11 protein-coding genes are annotated in these 15,701 nt (G+C 60.1%); 8 read left to right on the top strand and 3 right to left on the bottom strand.

Translation table 11 applies throughout. The features are described from left to right. Window positions 1-120: 120 nt before the first annotated feature. From U5A08_RS14755 to U5A08_RS14740, 4 genes are all read left to right on the top strand, one after another. Window positions 121-1,785 (top strand): nitrite reductase NirA, encoded by a 1,665-nt coding sequence (locus U5A08_RS14755; protein ID WP_276192924.1) that lies wholly within the window; start codon window positions 121-123, stop codon window positions 1,783-1,785. After that, window positions 1,782-2,246 carry a DUF934 domain-containing protein gene (locus tag U5A08_RS14750; RefSeq protein WP_253395964.1) on the top strand — a complete coding sequence of 155 codons (465 nt, stop codon included), beginning with the start codon at window positions 1,782-1,784 and terminating at the stop codon, window positions 2,244-2,246. Before U5A08_RS14755 ends, U5A08_RS14750 begins: the two co-directional genes overlap by 4 nt. A gap of 68 nt (window positions 2,247-2,314) precedes the next feature. Then, complete coding sequence (locus U5A08_RS14745) at window positions 2,315-2,809, top strand: hypothetical protein (RefSeq protein ID WP_321847242.1); 495 nt, start codon at window positions 2,315-2,317, stop codon at window positions 2,807-2,809. Between the two features lie 77 nt (window positions 2,810-2,886). After that, entirely contained in the window at window positions 2,887-3,558 is a 672-nt protein-coding gene (locus U5A08_RS14740) for a DUF3313 domain-containing protein (protein ID WP_253395962.1), read from the top strand. Window positions 3,559-3,576: 18 nt separating this feature from the next. Here the strand turns inward: U5A08_RS14740 and U5A08_RS14735 are convergent, their stop codons facing one another. The 3 genes from U5A08_RS14735 to U5A08_RS14725 form a co-directional block, all read right to left on the bottom strand. Continuing rightward, complete coding sequence (locus U5A08_RS14735) at window positions 3,577-4,977, bottom strand: DUF1254 domain-containing protein (protein WP_253395960.1); 1,401 nt, start codon at window positions 4,975-4,977, stop codon at window positions 3,577-3,579. Window positions 4,978-5,142: 165 nt separating this feature from the next. Beyond that, window positions 5,143-5,508 (bottom strand): response regulator, encoded by a 366-nt coding sequence (locus U5A08_RS14730; RefSeq protein ID WP_321847241.1) that lies wholly within the window; start codon window positions 5,506-5,508, stop codon window positions 5,143-5,145. 149 nt (window positions 5,509-5,657) lie between these two features. Continuing rightward, window positions 5,658-9,191 carry an Mcf1 protease effector domain-containing protein gene (locus tag U5A08_RS14725; protein WP_321847240.1) on the bottom strand — a complete coding sequence of 1,178 codons (3,534 nt, stop codon included), beginning with the start codon at window positions 9,189-9,191 and terminating at the stop codon, window positions 5,658-5,660. A gap of 366 nt (window positions 9,192-9,557) precedes the next feature. On the opposite strand from U5A08_RS14725, the gene U5A08_RS14720 reads away from it, so the two are divergent. From U5A08_RS14720 to U5A08_RS14705, 4 genes are read left to right on the top strand one after another with little or no spacing between them, the layout of a single operon-like run. Continuing rightward, complete coding sequence (locus U5A08_RS14720) at window positions 9,558-13,055, top strand: response regulator (protein ID WP_321847239.1); 3,498 nt, start codon at window positions 9,558-9,560, stop codon at window positions 13,053-13,055. Then, window positions 13,056-13,886, top strand: a complete 831-nt coding sequence (locus U5A08_RS14715) for a CheR family methyltransferase (RefSeq protein WP_373423750.1) — start codon at window positions 13,056-13,058, stop codon at window positions 13,884-13,886. It begins immediately after the preceding gene. Further along, window positions 13,883-14,482, top strand: a complete 600-nt coding sequence (locus U5A08_RS14710; RefSeq protein WP_253395950.1) for a chemotaxis protein CheB — start codon at window positions 13,883-13,885, stop codon at window positions 14,480-14,482. The genes U5A08_RS14715 and U5A08_RS14710 overlap by 4 nt, the downstream gene beginning before the upstream one ends. Next, window positions 14,476-15,669 carry a hybrid sensor histidine kinase/response regulator gene (locus U5A08_RS14705; RefSeq protein ID WP_321847238.1) on the top strand — a complete coding sequence of 398 codons (1,194 nt, stop codon included), beginning with the start codon at window positions 14,476-14,478 and terminating at the stop codon, window positions 15,667-15,669. Before U5A08_RS14710 ends, U5A08_RS14705 begins: the two co-directional genes overlap by 7 nt. Window positions 15,670-15,701: the final 32 nt, after the last annotated feature.

Raw genomic sequence — 15,701 nt, 5'->3', positions numbered from 1 at the left:
GTCCATCTGATCTGCTTTTTATGCCTGCACCTGAATCTTTTACGCCCTGCGCCGCAGGTGCATAGTCGCCCCCCTAGAAGTCGCGCCCTGGGACGCGGCCAACCCTGATGAGGCGGTGATATGTACCAGTACGACGCATACGACCGGGCGCTGGTGTTCGAGCGCGTGGCGCAATTTCGTGATCAGGTCGAGCGTTATATCGCCGGCGACTTGAGCGAAGAAGAGTTTCTGCCCTTGCGCCTGCAGAACGGCCTGTACCTGCAAAAGCATGCCTACATGCTGCGGGTGGCGATTCCCTATGGCACTTTGAGCGCCGAACAGATGCGCACCCTGGCCAGCATCGCCCGCGACTACGACCGTGGCTACGGCCACTTCACCACCCGCCAGAACCTGCAGTTCAACTGGATCGAGCTGCACCAGGTGCCCGACATCCTTGAACGCCTGGCCCAGGTCGACATGCATGCGATCCAGACCTCCGGCAACTGCGTGCGCAATATCACCACCGAAGCCTTTGCCGGGGTGGCCGCCGATGAACTGCTGGACCCGCGCCCCTTGGCGGAGATCCTGCGCCAATGGTCAACCATCAACCCGGAATTCCTGTTCCTGCCGCGCAAGTTCAAGATCGCCATCTGCTCGGCCCGCGAAGACCGCGCGGCGATCATGATGCACGACATCGGCCTGTACCTTTACCGCGACGACCAAGGCGACATGCTGTTGCGCGTGATGGTGGGCGGTGGCCTGGGACGCACGCCGATCCTGGGCTTGCAGATCCGCGAGGGTTTGCCGTGGCGGCACCTGCTGTCCTACGTCGAGGCGGTGTTGCGCGTGTACAACCGGCATGGTCGGCGGGACAACAAGTACAAGGCGCGCATCAAAATCCTGGTCAAGGCGCTGGGGATCGAGGCGTTCTCCCGCGAGGTTGAGGAAGAGTGGCAGTACCTGCGCGATGGCCCGGCGCAGTTGACCGATGCCGAGTACGACCGTGTGGCATCGGCCTTCGTGCCGCCGGCTTACGCGTCGCTCAGCGATACCAGCCTGGCCTACGGCACCGAACTGGCCGACAACCCGGGCTTTGCGCGCTGGGTCAGCCGCAACGTCATGCCGCATAAAGTCGCGGGCTACACCAGCGTGGTGCTGTCCACCAAACCTGGCATCAGCGCGCCGCCCGGCGATGTCACAGCCCAGCAAATGGAGGCCGTGGCCCAGTGGGCGGAGCGGTTTGGCTTTGGTGAAATCCGCATCGCCCATGAACAGAACATCGTGTTGCCGGATGTGCCCAAGGATCAGTTGCACGCCTTGTGGCGCCTGGCCTGCGAACACGGCCTGGGCGCGGCGAATATCGGCCTGCTGACCGACATCATTGCCTGCCCCGGCGGCGACTTCTGCGCCCTGGCCAATGCCAAGTCGATCCCCATCGCCCAGGCGATCCAACAGCGCTTCGATAACCTCGACTACCTGCACGACCTGGGTGATATCAGTCTGAATATTTCCGGCTGCATCAATGCCTGCGGCCATCACCACATCGGCAATATCGGCATCCTGGGCGTCGATAAGAATGGCAGTGAGTGGTATCAGATCACCCTTGGCGGGGCCCAGGGCAAACACAGTTCACTGGGCAAAGTGATCGGCCCCTCGTTCAGTGCCGCTGAGATTCCCGATGTGATCGAGCGTGTGATCAGCACCTTTGTGCGCTACCGCGAAAGCGAAGAACGCTTTGTCGATACCGTGCAGCGCATTGGCCTGGAGCCGTTCAAGGAGCGGGTGTACGCGGAGCAGCCGGCATGAACAATCTGTTGAGGCTTGAGCAGGGTGAAGCGCGTCTGGTTGCGGATGACCCGTGGATATTGGTGCGTGATGAAGTACCGGCGGGCGGTGCGCTGATCCTGCCGCTGGCGTCCTATGCGCCGGGGCATGGCGTGTGGCTGGGCCCGGATGATGAGGTCGAGCAGGTGCTGCCCTGGCTCGCCACGCTGCCGCTGATTGCCCTGGATTTTCCCAGTTTTCGCGATGGGCGCGCCTACAGCCAGGCCTATCTGTTGCGCACGCGTATGGGCTGGCGAGGCGAGTTGCGGGCGATCGGCGATGTGCTGCGCGATCAGCTCAGTCACATGCGCCAGTGCGGGTTCGATGCATTTGCGGTGCGCGCGGACAAATCGGCTGAAGACGCCCTGAAGGGGCTGGCGGGGATGAGCGTGCAGTATGGGCGCAGCGTGATCGAGCCACGCCCGCTGTTCCGTCGGCGTTAATCATACGGTGAGTCGCCGCATCTGCCATGATCGTGGTTCGCACTATGGCTCACCCAAGGAAAACCGCAATGGATGATGTACAGCAACTGGGCGAGATGCTTCGTCATTACGCCGATAGCGAAGCCCATAAAAAACAGCAGTTCGAGGTGCAGTCGGCGCGCTGGGCGCTAAAGCTCGGCGAGTTGTTCCAGCAGATCGAACAATGGCTGCAACCGGTCAACACCGCGGGCTTGCTTGAAGTCCACCGCGAAGCGTATGTCGCCAGCGGCCCGAGCGTTCCGGTTGAGGCGTCGCCCTTCAAGAGCGAAAAGCTCACCGTGCAGATCACTGGCAAAAACGTCGAGTTCGTGCCGGACGTGATGGGCGTCGGCGGCTTGATTTCGGTGTCGGTCATGGGCCTGACGGCGGCACGGCACGGCAGTGTTTCACTGGTGCTGCCGGCGGACAAAAACGACTGGTTGTGGAAGAAAACCAACGGTTTGAAAGACCCGGACACCTTCGCCTTCAACGCGAACTTCCTGGCCGCACAGTTGCAGAGCCTGATTCCGCGCGAGCGCGGCTGAGCTTTTCAGCGCTTTTTCCCAGGATTGGCTATACCTACAGCTCAACGTTCTGATGATGACTGCCAAGGAGTTCGAGGATGAAACTAAGGCTAATGATCAGCACGCTCTGCATCGCCACGATCGGGATGGTGGGCTGTGCCAGCCAAGTCACGCAACCGGATGAGTATTCAGGATTCCTCTCCGATTACAGCCGCCTCAAGCCGGCCACGTCGCCTTCGGGCGTCAAGGTGGTGCGCTGGGTCGATCCGACACTGGATCTGGGCCGCTACAACGCGGTGTATATCGAACCGACCCAGTTTTACCCCAGGCCCCAAGCCACCGCGAAAATCCCTGAGAGCACGTTGCGCGGCATCAACGACTACTTCAATCAGGCCCTCAAGCGCGAAATCGGCAAGTCATTGCCCCTTGCACAAGGGCCAGGCAACGGGGTGTTAGTGGTGCGCGCAGCGATCACGGCGGTCAGCAGTAAAACCCAGGGCCTGAAACCTTATGAGTTCGTGCCGGTCGCCCTGGTGGCTGCGGCGGTGAGTACCGGCACCGGCATCCGCGACCAGGACACTGTGCTGGGCACCGAGGCGCAGTTTCTCGACGGCGCCAACGGCAAGGTGATCGCTGAGGTCGTACGCAAGGGCACCGGCAAGCCGCTGGAAAACGACTCGCAGGTGATGACGCCCAATGACGTAAAAAGCGTGGTCGACGGTTGGGCGTCGGACTTGCACCAGTCGTATGTGAAACTGAAAAAGCAGTAAATCGCGCAGTGCCTGGGACTATTTCAGTGGCGTCAGCGGCGGCAGTTTCCACTGACCGTTATTCGCCTCGGGCTTTGGCAGGTACATCCGCAACACGGCGTAGAACGGGCCGGGCGGTGCCGGCAACCAGTTGCTCTGCTCGGCTTTTGGCGGTTCGTGGTGCTGCAGCGCCAGGGTCAGGCCGCCATCGGCGTCCAGCTTGAGGTGGGGCAGCATCCGCGAGTTGATCACGTAGCGTTTCTTGTGGTTGGGCACCAGCAACTTGGTCTTCGTGTCGTACAGGGTCAGTGACCAGAACGCATCGGCCGGCGGCAGTTGGTCCTTGGCGAAGTGCACGGTGTAGCTGTGGCGTGCGCCGTTGGCGGGTTTGCCTTCACTGTCGACAACGTAATTGAAGTAGGTGGCTTCATCGGCGGAGTTGCCGAAAAGCCCCACGTCGGCACCGGCATAGCGGTACAGGTAGTTGTTGTTCAGGTGATCGCGGTTGCCGAACAAGTCGCCTACGGCAACCTGCTGGGTGTCGAGTTTGTCTTTTTTGAACGCTGCAAACTCGGCCTTGGCGTCGGCGATTCCGTCTTCCAGCGCTTTACGCTGTTCGGTGCTCAACTGGTTGACCTTGAATGGCGCGCCCGGTGCGATGCCGATGGTGGCAAAGCGTGCGAGCAGGTCTTTCTCACTGTCCTGGGGCGCAGCGAAGGCGAGCATGAAGTTCAAGTAGCGAAACAGTTGGGGGCCTTCGCTCATGCTGGCCATCGGCTTGGGCCAATCGATCTTCGGCGCCTTGGCCGGGGCGGCCTGTTTCACGTAGCTGCTGAGAGACTGCACTTTGTAGCCATTCTGGATCTGCTTGACCTTGTTCAGGTCCTTTTCATCAAACAACTGCGTGCGGTACAGGGCGTAGGCGATATTGCTTTCGCTGTACACCACGCGATCCACGTCGACCGGCTGCTGACCTTTCCAGTTGGGCCCGGCGATCATGTAGTGGCCGCCATTGTTGCCGGTGCTGCGCGTGCCCAGGTACGCGAAGTTCTGCGTATAGAGGTCGATCAGTTGCACCGAGTAATAGCGGTTGTCTTCAATCTTGGGCAACGTCAGCACCAGCGGCTCGCTGCGCAGGTCCATCCAGACGAAGGAGTAGGGCGTATCTGGGTTCGGCGTGGCGAGCGCGGTGTCCTTGGGGGTGAAGACCTGGGCGGTATTGCCGATACGGTTGAAGGGTGCCTTGTAGTTGACGCCGCCTTTGTCGACCGCCTGGGTGTAGAGCGTCTTGTACATTTCCACGACCGGGTAGCCATACAAATAAGCTTCCTTGGCAATCGCCCGAGCCTCAGAGGGGGTGGCCGTGAAGTCGGCCCAGGCGCCAGTGCTCATGAGTATCGAGAGGCTCGCCAACAGCAGGCGCGTCGGTTTTCCAATCATGTTGTTGCGTCCTTCCAGAAGTCTTGTGAGGAGTGCTATTGAGTGGCGTGGCAAAGCGTCGAGTTTCCAACTTTATTGGTCGAACGTCACGTTAATCCCGGCATGACGCACTGCTTGACGCAAAAATGCCGCCCAACTGGGCGGCATTGGAGGGGCGCGCTAACGTCAGGCCGCGCCAAGCATGGCTTTGACCTTATCGCGCAGTTGATCGATGGAGAACGGCTTGGCGATCGATTGCATACCGGGCGGAACCTCGACGCTCTCGGCATAACCACTGGCAAACAGGACCGGCAGTTGCGGGCGCTGTTCGCGTACCAGGATGGCCAAGTCCCGGCCATTCATGTCCGGCAGGCCGACATCGGTCATCATCAGGTCAATGACATTGCTCGTCTCTTTCACGAATTTGAGCGCCGATTGGGCGTCTTCAGCCTCAAATACACGAAACCCCAGCTCTTCGAGTACGTCGACGATCAGCATGCGCACGATGGTGTCGTCTTCGACTACGAGAATGGTTGAGGTGAGCGCCGACATAATGAACATTCCTAAAAAAGTGAAGGTGCTGGGCGTGACAGGTTTAAACGCAACCCGGTAGTGAGTGGCGGCAATGCCAGCAAGTTCCGAAAAGCTGCTGGCATTGTGAACTTAGCGCCGGAGAATGTCGCGTCAGGGCGTGCAAATACCTACAACGGGACCGATGCGATGCGGCTGATGTGTGCGGCATCGCCGTAAGCGCGCATATCGCTGGCATCGAAATAACTCACCTTATACTCAGGCGCGCCCGGATTCGTGCCGTATGCCCGATGCTGAAACGGGCTGGTGCCGCGGTTCAAGGTGCGTTCCAGACCATTTTTCATGGCCTCGGCCGAGTCGAACTTGGCCAGCCCGAAATTCGGGTCAAAGTAGAACCAGACAGGCCTGTTGTTGTGCATCGTGACGCCGGCCAGCAGTGCGTGATCCCGCGTTGCGATCCGCATGCTCCTTGGCGGCGTCGCGCTGGTCAGCTCGGTAGCGATCTCGTCATAGGGGATTTGCCTGGACTGCTTGCCCATATGGAAGGTTTCCACGTGGCTGACCGCGCGATGAAAAGACTTGAGGGTGCGGATGAACTGGGCAGCGTTGGGGTCGCCCGGGTTGGCGGCGGCTTTGAACATATTTCCCAGGTAGGTCGTCTCGTCGCCCGAATGGATTGCCAGCGCCAGGGTATTGGCGATACCCGCACACTCGCCCTGTGAGGCCAGGTTGGTTTGGCTGAGGTAAAACTCCTGGGGCATGGGGGTCACGGTGCCGCCAACTGCATGGATATCTTGCTGGAACAGCAAAAAGCCGTCCTGGATCAGTTTGACTTTCTGGCGCTCGATCTGTTTGACCAGCGTGCCGATGTCTTGCGCGCTCATCCATCCTTGGGAGGCCAGGGTCTGAAGCTCGATCACATTCATATCTGACGAGTAGCCAGGCACCCTGTGCGGGTTGCCATGCGCGTAGCCGGCGTTGAAGTCGGAAATCTGCGCGGGGGCTTGGGCGCGTCGCAATGCGTCGTCGAACGCCCTGGGTACATATTGACCGAGTACGCTGGGAGCGCCCGCCGTCGGCACTGTTTCGCCCGCCAGCTTCTTGTAGAGCCAATCGGTAAAACTCTGGTTGATCTGCCCCCTCACCGAGACAGTGGCCGGTGTGAAGCCCTGGAGCGGGCCGCCGTATGCGCGCATTTTTTCGGCGTCGAAGGCATGCCATTGACCATTTTTCAGCACGGCGGCGCCGTCGATACTGTGCTCGCCGATTTTTACGGTGCCGGTGGCGAGGACACCCTGGTCGTTGCTGGCGGCTTTCAACAGGTCGTAACGGCCCGCCGCGCCACGTAATGCGTTCACCCCCTGGACGCCCTTGGTCCCGAGGGATTTGAGCCCGTTACCGAGCAGGCGCGCACCGCCAACCGCCAAGTCGCCTGCGCCGCCCAGCGGGTTGAGCGCGCCGAAAGTTGCCATGCCGATGGTTTTGGCCGCCCGCGCCACGCGGGTTGCAGCCGAAGCCGCGGTCCCCGCGATCTTGACCACCTTGCCCGCTGTCGCCGCGCCCGCCGTCAGAAAACCGAACGCGTCCAGGCTCAGATCGATCACGCCGTCACCAATATTGCCATTACGAAAGTGGTTGATCGCGGAGCGCAAAGGGATCAGGTCCAGCAGGAAGTTTTCAACCTTTTCGGACCTGTTCCGATTTTTGTCGTCAGTGGTGAGGCCGCGCGCCTGTTGTTTGATCGCAGGATCATCGAGATTGAGATGTTCAACGAAGGCGTCGGCGATCAGTTGGACGCGGGGCGAGGCAAAGGTATCGCCGGGGGACTCGCCGGACGCTGGCGGTGGAGTGTTCCGCAGGGATTGACCCGCGCGGGGGCTGAACTCTTTTGTTTCGTGGCCGATACTCGCCGACCTTGAGGCGCGGGGCGTTGCCTGGCTCTCGGGAATGCTACGGATAGCGCCGGCGTTGAAGTTGATTGCATACGCACTGGCCATGCCGTCGCGTTCGATCCTGACCAGCAACTCTTCGCCTTTGGGACGCTCCGTTTTGTCACCGAACAAACCCAATCCGATTTTGTGGGAGTGTTTCTGAAAAAAAGTGACATTGCCCTGTTCAAAGTTTTTTCGGTCCTGCTCCGGCAATTGGCTGATCAAGTGCTTGATATACGTGCCGATCGCGGCTTTTTTTTCTTCGATAACATCTTTGAACTGTGATTCGAACGCGTCGGCTACCCCAAAGCCGGGGTTGGCGTTCAACGCCGCCAGGGGGACGCGGCGGTCGCGGGAGCTGTAAACCGCGTCAGGCCCGATGTCCATCATCGCGACATCCAGCAGCGAGTGTGGGCCCACCACCTGGTTGCTACGGCGGATATCCCCACCCGGCACATGGCTTACGTGAATCAGCTTCTCTTCAAACAGCGCCTCGTGCTTGGGAAAACGCTTTCTCAGTTCCGCCAACGCCAACTCTTTACGTGACGGGATGTCCTTGTCGAAAGCCTCTGATGCGGTCGACATCAACGCTCGACGGGCATTGAAGCTTGTCACCAGGCTGTTCAATTCATCGGCGGTGTACAGGTGATCGGCTTTTTTTTCCAGTACGCCATTGGCCGCGCCCCAATCAATCAACGCATTACGCTGAGCGGCGTCCGTCACGTCCTGGTCTGCGCCGCTGGCGTGTTCGGCTTCCAGCATCACCTGGGAGAAACTCATGTTGGCAACTCGGCCTGGTGTCAGGGCATCGATGGTGGTTGCGGCCACCGCGAGATTGACCCAGGCCGGGCTGCCATAGGTGACGCTGTCTGGAATGTCCTTGATCAGGAAGACTGGCGCACGACCGGCGAGTAGCAGGTGGGCGGCTGCGCCTGCCAGTTCAGGGCTGGTCTTGCCTCGTGCCACCAGGTGTTGACTCAGCGCATCGCGTATCTGGGTGGCCGACTTGCCCTTGAGTGTTGCGTCGGCCAGGTCAAAACCGGCAACGCGATTGCGTTGGGGGGCGGTGATGGACGCTGGGTCCAATTGCAATGTAACGGCCGCGAGGAGGTAGTCGAGCGTGCTGCTATCGGTGGCAATACCCTGCATCTGTTCCTGCAGCGCAGCGCCCAATGATTGCGCCTCTGGCGAACTGATGAGGGCGTTCAACGTCGCGGCCGGGCTCGTCAGCGCTTCAGCGGGCAGCGGGGTTCGATGGCGCAGGAACTCCAGTACACCGCCCGCGGTTTGCTTGAGCGACTGTTTTTGCCCAAGCGGGTCGGTGTAATTCAGCGTGTTGGCATGCAAGCGTTGTTGCTCGTCGGCGCTCAAGGGCATCGGCCAACTGAGGGCGCCGCCCAGGTTGCCCAACGGGTGTGCCTGGGATCGGGCGGCCATGGCGTCCGACAGACCGATCAGGGATAAATGGCTATAGGGTAAAAGCAATCCTCCCTGGCGATTGATAAAGCTATCCACGCTGGTGCTGCCGCCGACTTCGCTGTGATAAACCGAGTCTGGGTGAACGTCCATCGGTGTTGTCTTGAGGGCCGCCAGCACCGCCGGAGCGGAGGCATCAGGCCCTAGCCGCTGGGCGATTTCGTTGAGTTTGTCTCCGAGTGTTTTGAAGTTGTGATGATGCCCCAGCTTCGCCTTGAGGCTGGAGCTTGGCTCGACGGTGACGCTGGCTGGCGGCGGCGTTGGCACCGGTGAGTCGTGGCCGGATGTGAGCGTCATGGCCGGCCGAGTATCGACGGGTTCTGGCGTTTGCGCGGAAAGGGATATCAATGAAGCGCTGGGTCGGGTTTGCAAAGAAGAAATAGTCATGCGAGCACCGTTTTTTGAAAAGAAGGTGAACGTCTTTTTCGCGGAGCTTCCCTTTTCCCAAGACGCTTTCTTCTGTGTGAAACCTGATCACCCAGGTTCCGGATCAGGGCGCGCGGAGTGTGAGCAACTGAAACTACGACGGAAGGTGAACGGTGCCCTGGGCGCTTGTGCTCGATTTTCCGCGTTGGATTGCGCCCGTTCATGGCAGAAAAATAGCGTTCAACGACAACTTTGGGGCAAACTCCGGGTTTTTCCGTACTTGGCCAAGGCATGCCCATGACCCCCTCGTCGTCCGTCGATGAAAAGAGCTTTCGTGCACTGTTGAGCCGCAACGTGGCACTGCCCCTCGGTGTGGGTGTACTCAGCGCGGTGTTTTTCGTGTGCCTGATCACTTATTTGTTGTCGGTGATCCAATGGGTAGAGCACACCGACCGGGTCATCAATAACCTCAATGAAACGTCCAAGCTGACGGTTGACCTGGAAACCGGCATGCGCGGCTTTCTGATCACGGGCGACGAGCATTTTCTCGACCCGTATGAAGTGGCCAAGCCGCGGATCATTGCCGATTTGCGCAATTTGCAGGAACTGGTAGCGGACAACCCCCAGCAGGTATACCGCCTCAGGCGCCTGGAAGCCCTGCAAATCGAGTGGAACAAATACGCCCAGTCGATGATTGATATGCAGCGCGAGAGCGGTGATTACCGCAGCGCAGTGAAGGCTGGCCGGGGCAAACGCCTGACCGATGAGATTCGTAAGGAATACGACGACGCGGTGGCGATGGAGCAACAGTTCCGGATCGCCCGCAACGAAGAAGTCACCCGTACTACCGTCATCAGCGTCGCCCTGTACTTGGTGTTCGTGCTGGGGTTGAGTGGCTTCCTGGCCTACATTGGCCGTAAAAATTTACTTTCTCTATCAAATAGTTATAGCGAAAACCTCACGTCACAAGAGAAGATTGCGCGACGCCTGGAACAGCAAGCCTGGCTGCGCAATGGCCAGACTGAATTGGCTGAGCAGGTGCTCGGTCAACTGACCCTGAACCTGTTGGGGCGCAATATCCTGCAGTTCTTTGCCCAGTACATGGGCTCGGCGGTCGCGGCGCTGTATGTGCGTGAAGAACACGGCGGCCTCAAGCGCGTGGCCACCTATGGTTTCTCCCGCGAACAGGAGCAGCAGGAGCAGGCGATCTACAGCGACGAAGGCATCGTTGGGCAGGCCGCCCAGCTCGATCGCCTGATTCGCCTGGACGATGTGCCTGTCGACTACTTCAAGGTCAGTTCCGGCCTGGGTGAGGGGCCGACGCGAAGCGTACTGGTGATGCCCACCAGTGATGATGACCGGGTCAACGGCGTGGTCGAACTGGGCTTCCTGCGCCCGTTGGAAGACCGTGATGTCGAGTTGCTGGAACTCATCGGCGGCAATATCGGCACCTCCATCGAAGCCGCCCGCTATCGCCAGCGCCTGCAGGAAGTGCTGGCCGAGACCCAACAGCTCAACGAAGAGCTGCAAGTGCAACAGGAAGAGCTCAAGACCGCCAACGAAGAGCTGGAAGAGCAATCGCGCATCCTCAAGGAGTCGCAGACCCACCTGGAAACGCAACAGGCAGAACTCGAACAGACGAACGAGCAATTGGCCGAGCAGGCCCAGACCCTGTCCGAGCAGCGCGATGCCATGGACCGCAAGAACGTCGAACTCAACCAGGCTCAGTTCGAACTGCAAGACCGCGCCGAAGAGTTGCAGCGCTCCAGCAAATACAAATCCGAATTCCTCGCCAACATGTCCCACGAACTGCGCACGCCGCTGAACAGTTCGCTGATCCTGGCCAAGTTGCTGGCGGAGAACCCGCAGGAAAACCTCAGCGCCGAGCAAGTCAAGTTTGCCGAGTCGATCTATTCCGCCGGCAATGACCTGCTCAACCTGATCAACGACATCCTGGATATCTCCAAGGTCGAAGCCGGCAAGCTGGAAATGCGCCCGGAAAACGCCAGCGTGGTGCGGCTGGTCGACGGCCTGCGCGGAATGTTCGAGCCGCTGGCGGCCGATCGCAAGCTGGGGTTCCAGGTGGAGGTGCAGGAAGGTACGCCGACCCTGATCTTTACCGACCGCCAGCGCCTGGAGCAGATTCTCAAGAACCTGCTGTCCAACGCGGTCAAGTTCACTGAGCAGGGCCAGGTCAGCCTGTCGGTGTCCCGCGCACCGGGTGAGGGCATTGCCTTTACCGTGCGCGATTCCGGGATCGGTATCGCCCCGGATCAGCAGGAAAGCATCTTTGAAGCCTTCCGCCAGGCCGACGGCACCACCAATCGCCGTTACGGCGGCACCGGCCTGGGGCTGTCGATCTCTCGTGACCTGGCCGCGTTGCTTGGCGGCTATATCAGCGTCACCAGCGAACCCGGCCAGGGCAGTATTTTCACCCTGGTCATCCCGGAGCAGTACGTCGAACGCGATGAAGACGCTGCGCCTGCCGAACAACCGCGCCAGGTCGTTGCCGCCCCGGCGCCCAAGCCCATCGCGGTCTCGCCGCTGCCGGTGGCCGATGCCACACAGATCCCGCGCTTTGCCGACGACCGCGAAAAAGCGCCGTTCACCACACGTTGCATCCTGGTGGTGGAAGACGAACCGAACTTTGCGCGCATTCTGTTCGACCTCGCCCATGAGCTGGGCTACCACTGCCTGGTGGCCCATGGCGCGGATGAGGGTTACAGCCTGGCCGAGGAATACATCCCCGACGCCATTTTGCTCGACATGCGCCTGCCGGACCATTCCGGGCTGACGGTGCTGCAACGCCTCAAGGAACACGCCAATACCCGCCACATCCCCGTGCATGTGATCTCCGTGGAAGACCGCGTCGAAGCCGCCATGCACATGGGCGCCATCGGTTACGCGGTGAAACCCACCACCCGCGAAGAGCTCAAAGACGTGTTCGCGCGCCTGGAAGCCAAACTGACCCAGAAGGTCAAGCGCATCCTGCTGGTAGAAGACGATGACCTGCAGCGTGAAAGCATTGCCCGCCTGATCGGCGACGATGACATCGAGATCACCGCCGTCGGCTTTGCCCAGGAAGCCCTCGATCTGCTGCGCACCAACATCTATGACTGCATGATCATCGACCTCAAGTTACCGGACATGCTCGGCAACGAGCTGCTCAAGCGCATGGCCTCCGAGGATATCTGCTCGTTCCCGCCGGTGATCGTCTACACCGGGCGCAACCTGACCCGCGACGAAGAGGCCGAGCTGCGCAAGTATTCGCGCTCGATCATCATCAAGGGCGCCCGTTCGCCGGAGCGCCTGCTCGACGAAGTCACACTCTTTTTGCACAAAATCGAATCGCAGCTGTCCCATGAGCGCCAGAAGATGCTCAAGACCGCGCGCAGCCGCGACAAGGTCTTCGAAGGGCGCAAGATCCTGTTGGTGGACGACGATGTGCGCAACATCTTCGCCCTGACCAGCGCCCTGGAGCACAAAGGCGCCGTGGTGGTGATCGGGCGTAACGGCCATGAAGCCATCGCCAGACTCAATGAAATCGAGGATATCGACCTGGTGCTGATGGACGTGATGATGCCGGAAATGGACGGTTACGAGGCCACCGCCTTGATCCGCCAGGACCCACGCTGGAAGAAGCTGCCGATCATCGCCGTGACGGCCAAGGCGATGAAGGACGATCAGGAGCGTTGCCTCGCGGCCGGCTCCAACGATTACCTGGCCAAGCCGATTGATCTGGATCGTCTGTTCTCGCTGATTCGCGTATGGCTACCGAAGATGGAACGCATTTAAGTGGAGCGCGGTTTTTTGGATAAAAGCAGTGATATTGAACTGCGCTTGCTGATTGAGGCGATCTACCTCAAGTACAGCTATGACTTTCGCGATTACTCCGGCGCGTCGGTCAAACGCCGTGTGGCCCACGCCCTGCGCCAGTTTGATTGCGCGACGATTTCGGCGCTGCAGGAGCGCGTGTTGCACGACCCGGCGGCGTTCATGCAGTTGCTGCAGTTTTTGACGATCCCGGTCAGCGAGATGTTTCGCGACCCGTCGCACTTCCTCGCGATCCGCCAGGAAGTGGTGCCGCTGCTCAAGACTTACCCGTCGATCAAGATCTGGATCGCCGGTTGCAGCACGGGGGAGGAGGTGTACTCCATGGCGATTCTGCTGCGCGAAGAAGGGCTGCTGGAGCGCACCATCATCTACGCCACCGACATCAACCCGGCGTCGCTGGATAAAGCCAAGCAGGGGATCTTCTCCCTGGAGAATGTGCGAGCCTATACCGCCAACTACCAGCAGGCCGGCGGGCAGCGTTCATTTGCCGACTACTACACGGCGGCATACGATTACGCAATCTTCGACAAGACGTTGCGCGAGAATGTCACGTTCGCCGACCACAGCCTGGCAACCGACAGTGTATTCTCAGAAACTCAATTAATTTCGTGTCGCAATGTACTGATTTACTTCAATAAAAAATTGCAGGATCGGGCCTTTGGATTGTTTCATGAGTCGTTGTGTCATCGCGGCTTTCTTGTGCTGGGCAGCAAGGAAACCCTGGATTTTTCCGCCTACAGCACGCAATTCGAGCCCTTGGTCAAACAGGAACGGATCTACCGAAAATCATGAACGACGCTGCCGCCAACCCGATTTGTGGGATTGAAGCCATCGTCGTCGGCGCGTCCGCCGGCGGCGTTGAGGCGTTGCTGAGTATTTTTGGCGATCTGCCGGAGACCTTTAGCCTACCGATCATTGCCGTGCTGCACCTGCCGGATCAGCGCCGTAGCCAGTTGGCAGAAGTGTTTGCGCGGCGTTTGCGGATTCCGGTACGCGAAGGGCAGGACAAGGAAGTGATCCAACCGGGCACCTTGTACTTCGCCAGCCCCGGTTATCACCTGTCGGTGGAGCATGACCGCAGCCTGTCTTTGAGCCAGGAAGACCGGGTACACCACTCCCGGCCCGCCATCGATTACCTGTTCGCTTCGGCCGCCGATGCCTATGGTCAGGGCTTGCTGGCGATTTTGCTGACCGGCGCCAACCAGGATGGCGCTCAAGGACTGGCCCACGCCAAGCAATCCGGCGCCACCACCGTGGTCCAGGACCCCAAGGACGCCCGGATTGCCGTGATGCCCCTGGCGGCCCTGGCCTTACACACGCCTGATCATATTCTGAGCTTGAGCCGGATTGGCTCATTGCTGGCTTCCCTGGAATCTTCCCCATGTTAAGTACTGTCCAGGCCAAACTGCTGATCGTCGATGATCTGCCGGAAAACCTGCTGGCCCTCGAAGCGCTGATCAAGCGCGAGGACCGTCAAGTCTTCAAGGCCTTGAGCGCCGACGAGGCCTTGTCCCTGTTGCTGGAGCACGAGTTCGCCATGGCGATTCTCGATGTGCAGATGCCCGGCATGAACGGTTTCGAGCTGGCCGAGTTGATGCGCGGCACCGAAAAAACCAAGAACATCCCGATCGTGTTCGTCAGCGCCGCCGGCCGCGAACTCAACTATGCCTTCAAGGGCTACGAAAGCGGCGCCGTGGACTTCCTGCACAAGCCGCTGGATATCCATGCGGTGAAGAGCAAGGTCAATGTGTTCGTCGACCTGTACCGCCAAAGCAAGGCGATGAAACTGCAGGTGCAAGCGCTGGAGCACAGCCGTCGCGAACAGGAGTTGCTGCTGGCTCGCCTGCAGGCCACTCAGGCTGAGCTGGAGCAGGCGGTGCGCATGCGCGATGACTTCATGTCGATCGTCGCCCACGAAGTGCGCACGCCGCTCAATGGGCTGATCCTCGAAACCCAGTTGCGCAAAATGCACCTGGCCCGGGACAACGCCGCAGCGTTCACCCTGGACAAGATGCACGCCATGGTCGACCGTGACGAGCGGCAGATCCAGAGCCTGATCCGCCTGATCGAAGACATGCTCGACGTGTCGCGCATCCGCACCGGTAAGCTGTCGATTCGTCCGGCGCGCTTCGACCTCACGCAACTGGTGCGCAACCTGCTGGAAAACTTCGCACCGCAAGTGGCCGCCGCCGAATCGTCCGTGCAACTGGAGGCAGAAGGCCCGGTGGAAGGCAGCTGGGATGAGTTCCGCATCGAGCAGGTGGTGTCCAACCTGCTGACCAACGCCCTGCGTTATGGGGCCAAGAGCCCGGTGGAAGTGCGGGTGTACAGCGAACACGGCGAAGCACGGCTGGAGGTGCGAGATCACGGCATCGGCATCAGCGCCGACAATCAGAAGCGGATTTTCCAGCAGTTCGAGCGCGTCTCCGCCAGCCATGTGGCCGCCGGTCTGGGCTTGGGGTTGTTTATTTCCGAACAGATCGTCGCGGCCCATGGCGGCTCCATCGAGGTGCAGAGCCAGATAGGCGAGGGCGCCCTGTTCCGGGTGTGCCTGCCCCTGGACGCATCGGCGTGAAAACAATCGTCACTTCGACGCAACCTCTGCGT

It is taken from the genome of Pseudomonas paraveronii, assembly GCF_963681955.1.
GTDB lineage: Bacteria > Pseudomonadota > Gammaproteobacteria > Pseudomonadales > Pseudomonadaceae > Aquipseudomonas > Aquipseudomonas paraveronii.
This window is presented reverse-complemented; position numbering and strand designations above follow the sequence as displayed.

Bases quoted from the DNA above. Each gene is read 5' to 3' on its own strand.
- U5A08_RS14755 (WP_276192924.1), top strand. From the start codon at position 121: ATGTACCAGTACGACGCATACGACCGGGCGCTGGTGTTCGAGCGCGTG.
- U5A08_RS14750 (WP_253395964.1), top strand. From the start codon at position 1,782: ATGAACAATCTGTTGAGGCTTGAGCAGGGTGAAGCGCGTCTGGTTGCG.
- U5A08_RS14745 (WP_321847242.1), top strand. From the start codon at position 2,315: ATGGATGATGTACAGCAACTGGGCGAGATGCTTCGTCATTACGCCGAT.
- U5A08_RS14740 (WP_253395962.1), top strand. From the start codon at position 2,887: ATGAAACTAAGGCTAATGATCAGCACGCTCTGCATCGCCACGATCGGG.
- U5A08_RS14735 (WP_253395960.1), bottom strand. From the start codon at position 4,977: ATGATTGGAAAACCGACGCGCCTGCTGTTGGCGAGCCTCTCGATACTC.
- U5A08_RS14730 (WP_321847241.1), bottom strand. From the start codon at position 5,508: ATGTCGGCGCTCACCTCAACCATTCTCGTAGTCGAAGACGACACCATC.
- U5A08_RS14725 (WP_321847240.1), bottom strand. From the start codon at position 9,191: ATGACGCTCACATCCGGCCACGACTCACCGGTGCCAACGCCGCCGCCA.
- U5A08_RS14720 (WP_321847239.1), top strand. From the start codon at position 9,558: ATGACCCCCTCGTCGTCCGTCGATGAAAAGAGCTTTCGTGCACTGTTG.
- U5A08_RS14710 (WP_253395950.1), top strand. From the start codon at position 13,883: ATGAACGACGCTGCCGCCAACCCGATTTGTGGGATTGAAGCCATCGTC.
- U5A08_RS14705 (WP_321847238.1), top strand. From the start codon at position 14,476: ATGTTAAGTACTGTCCAGGCCAAACTGCTGATCGTCGATGATCTGCCG.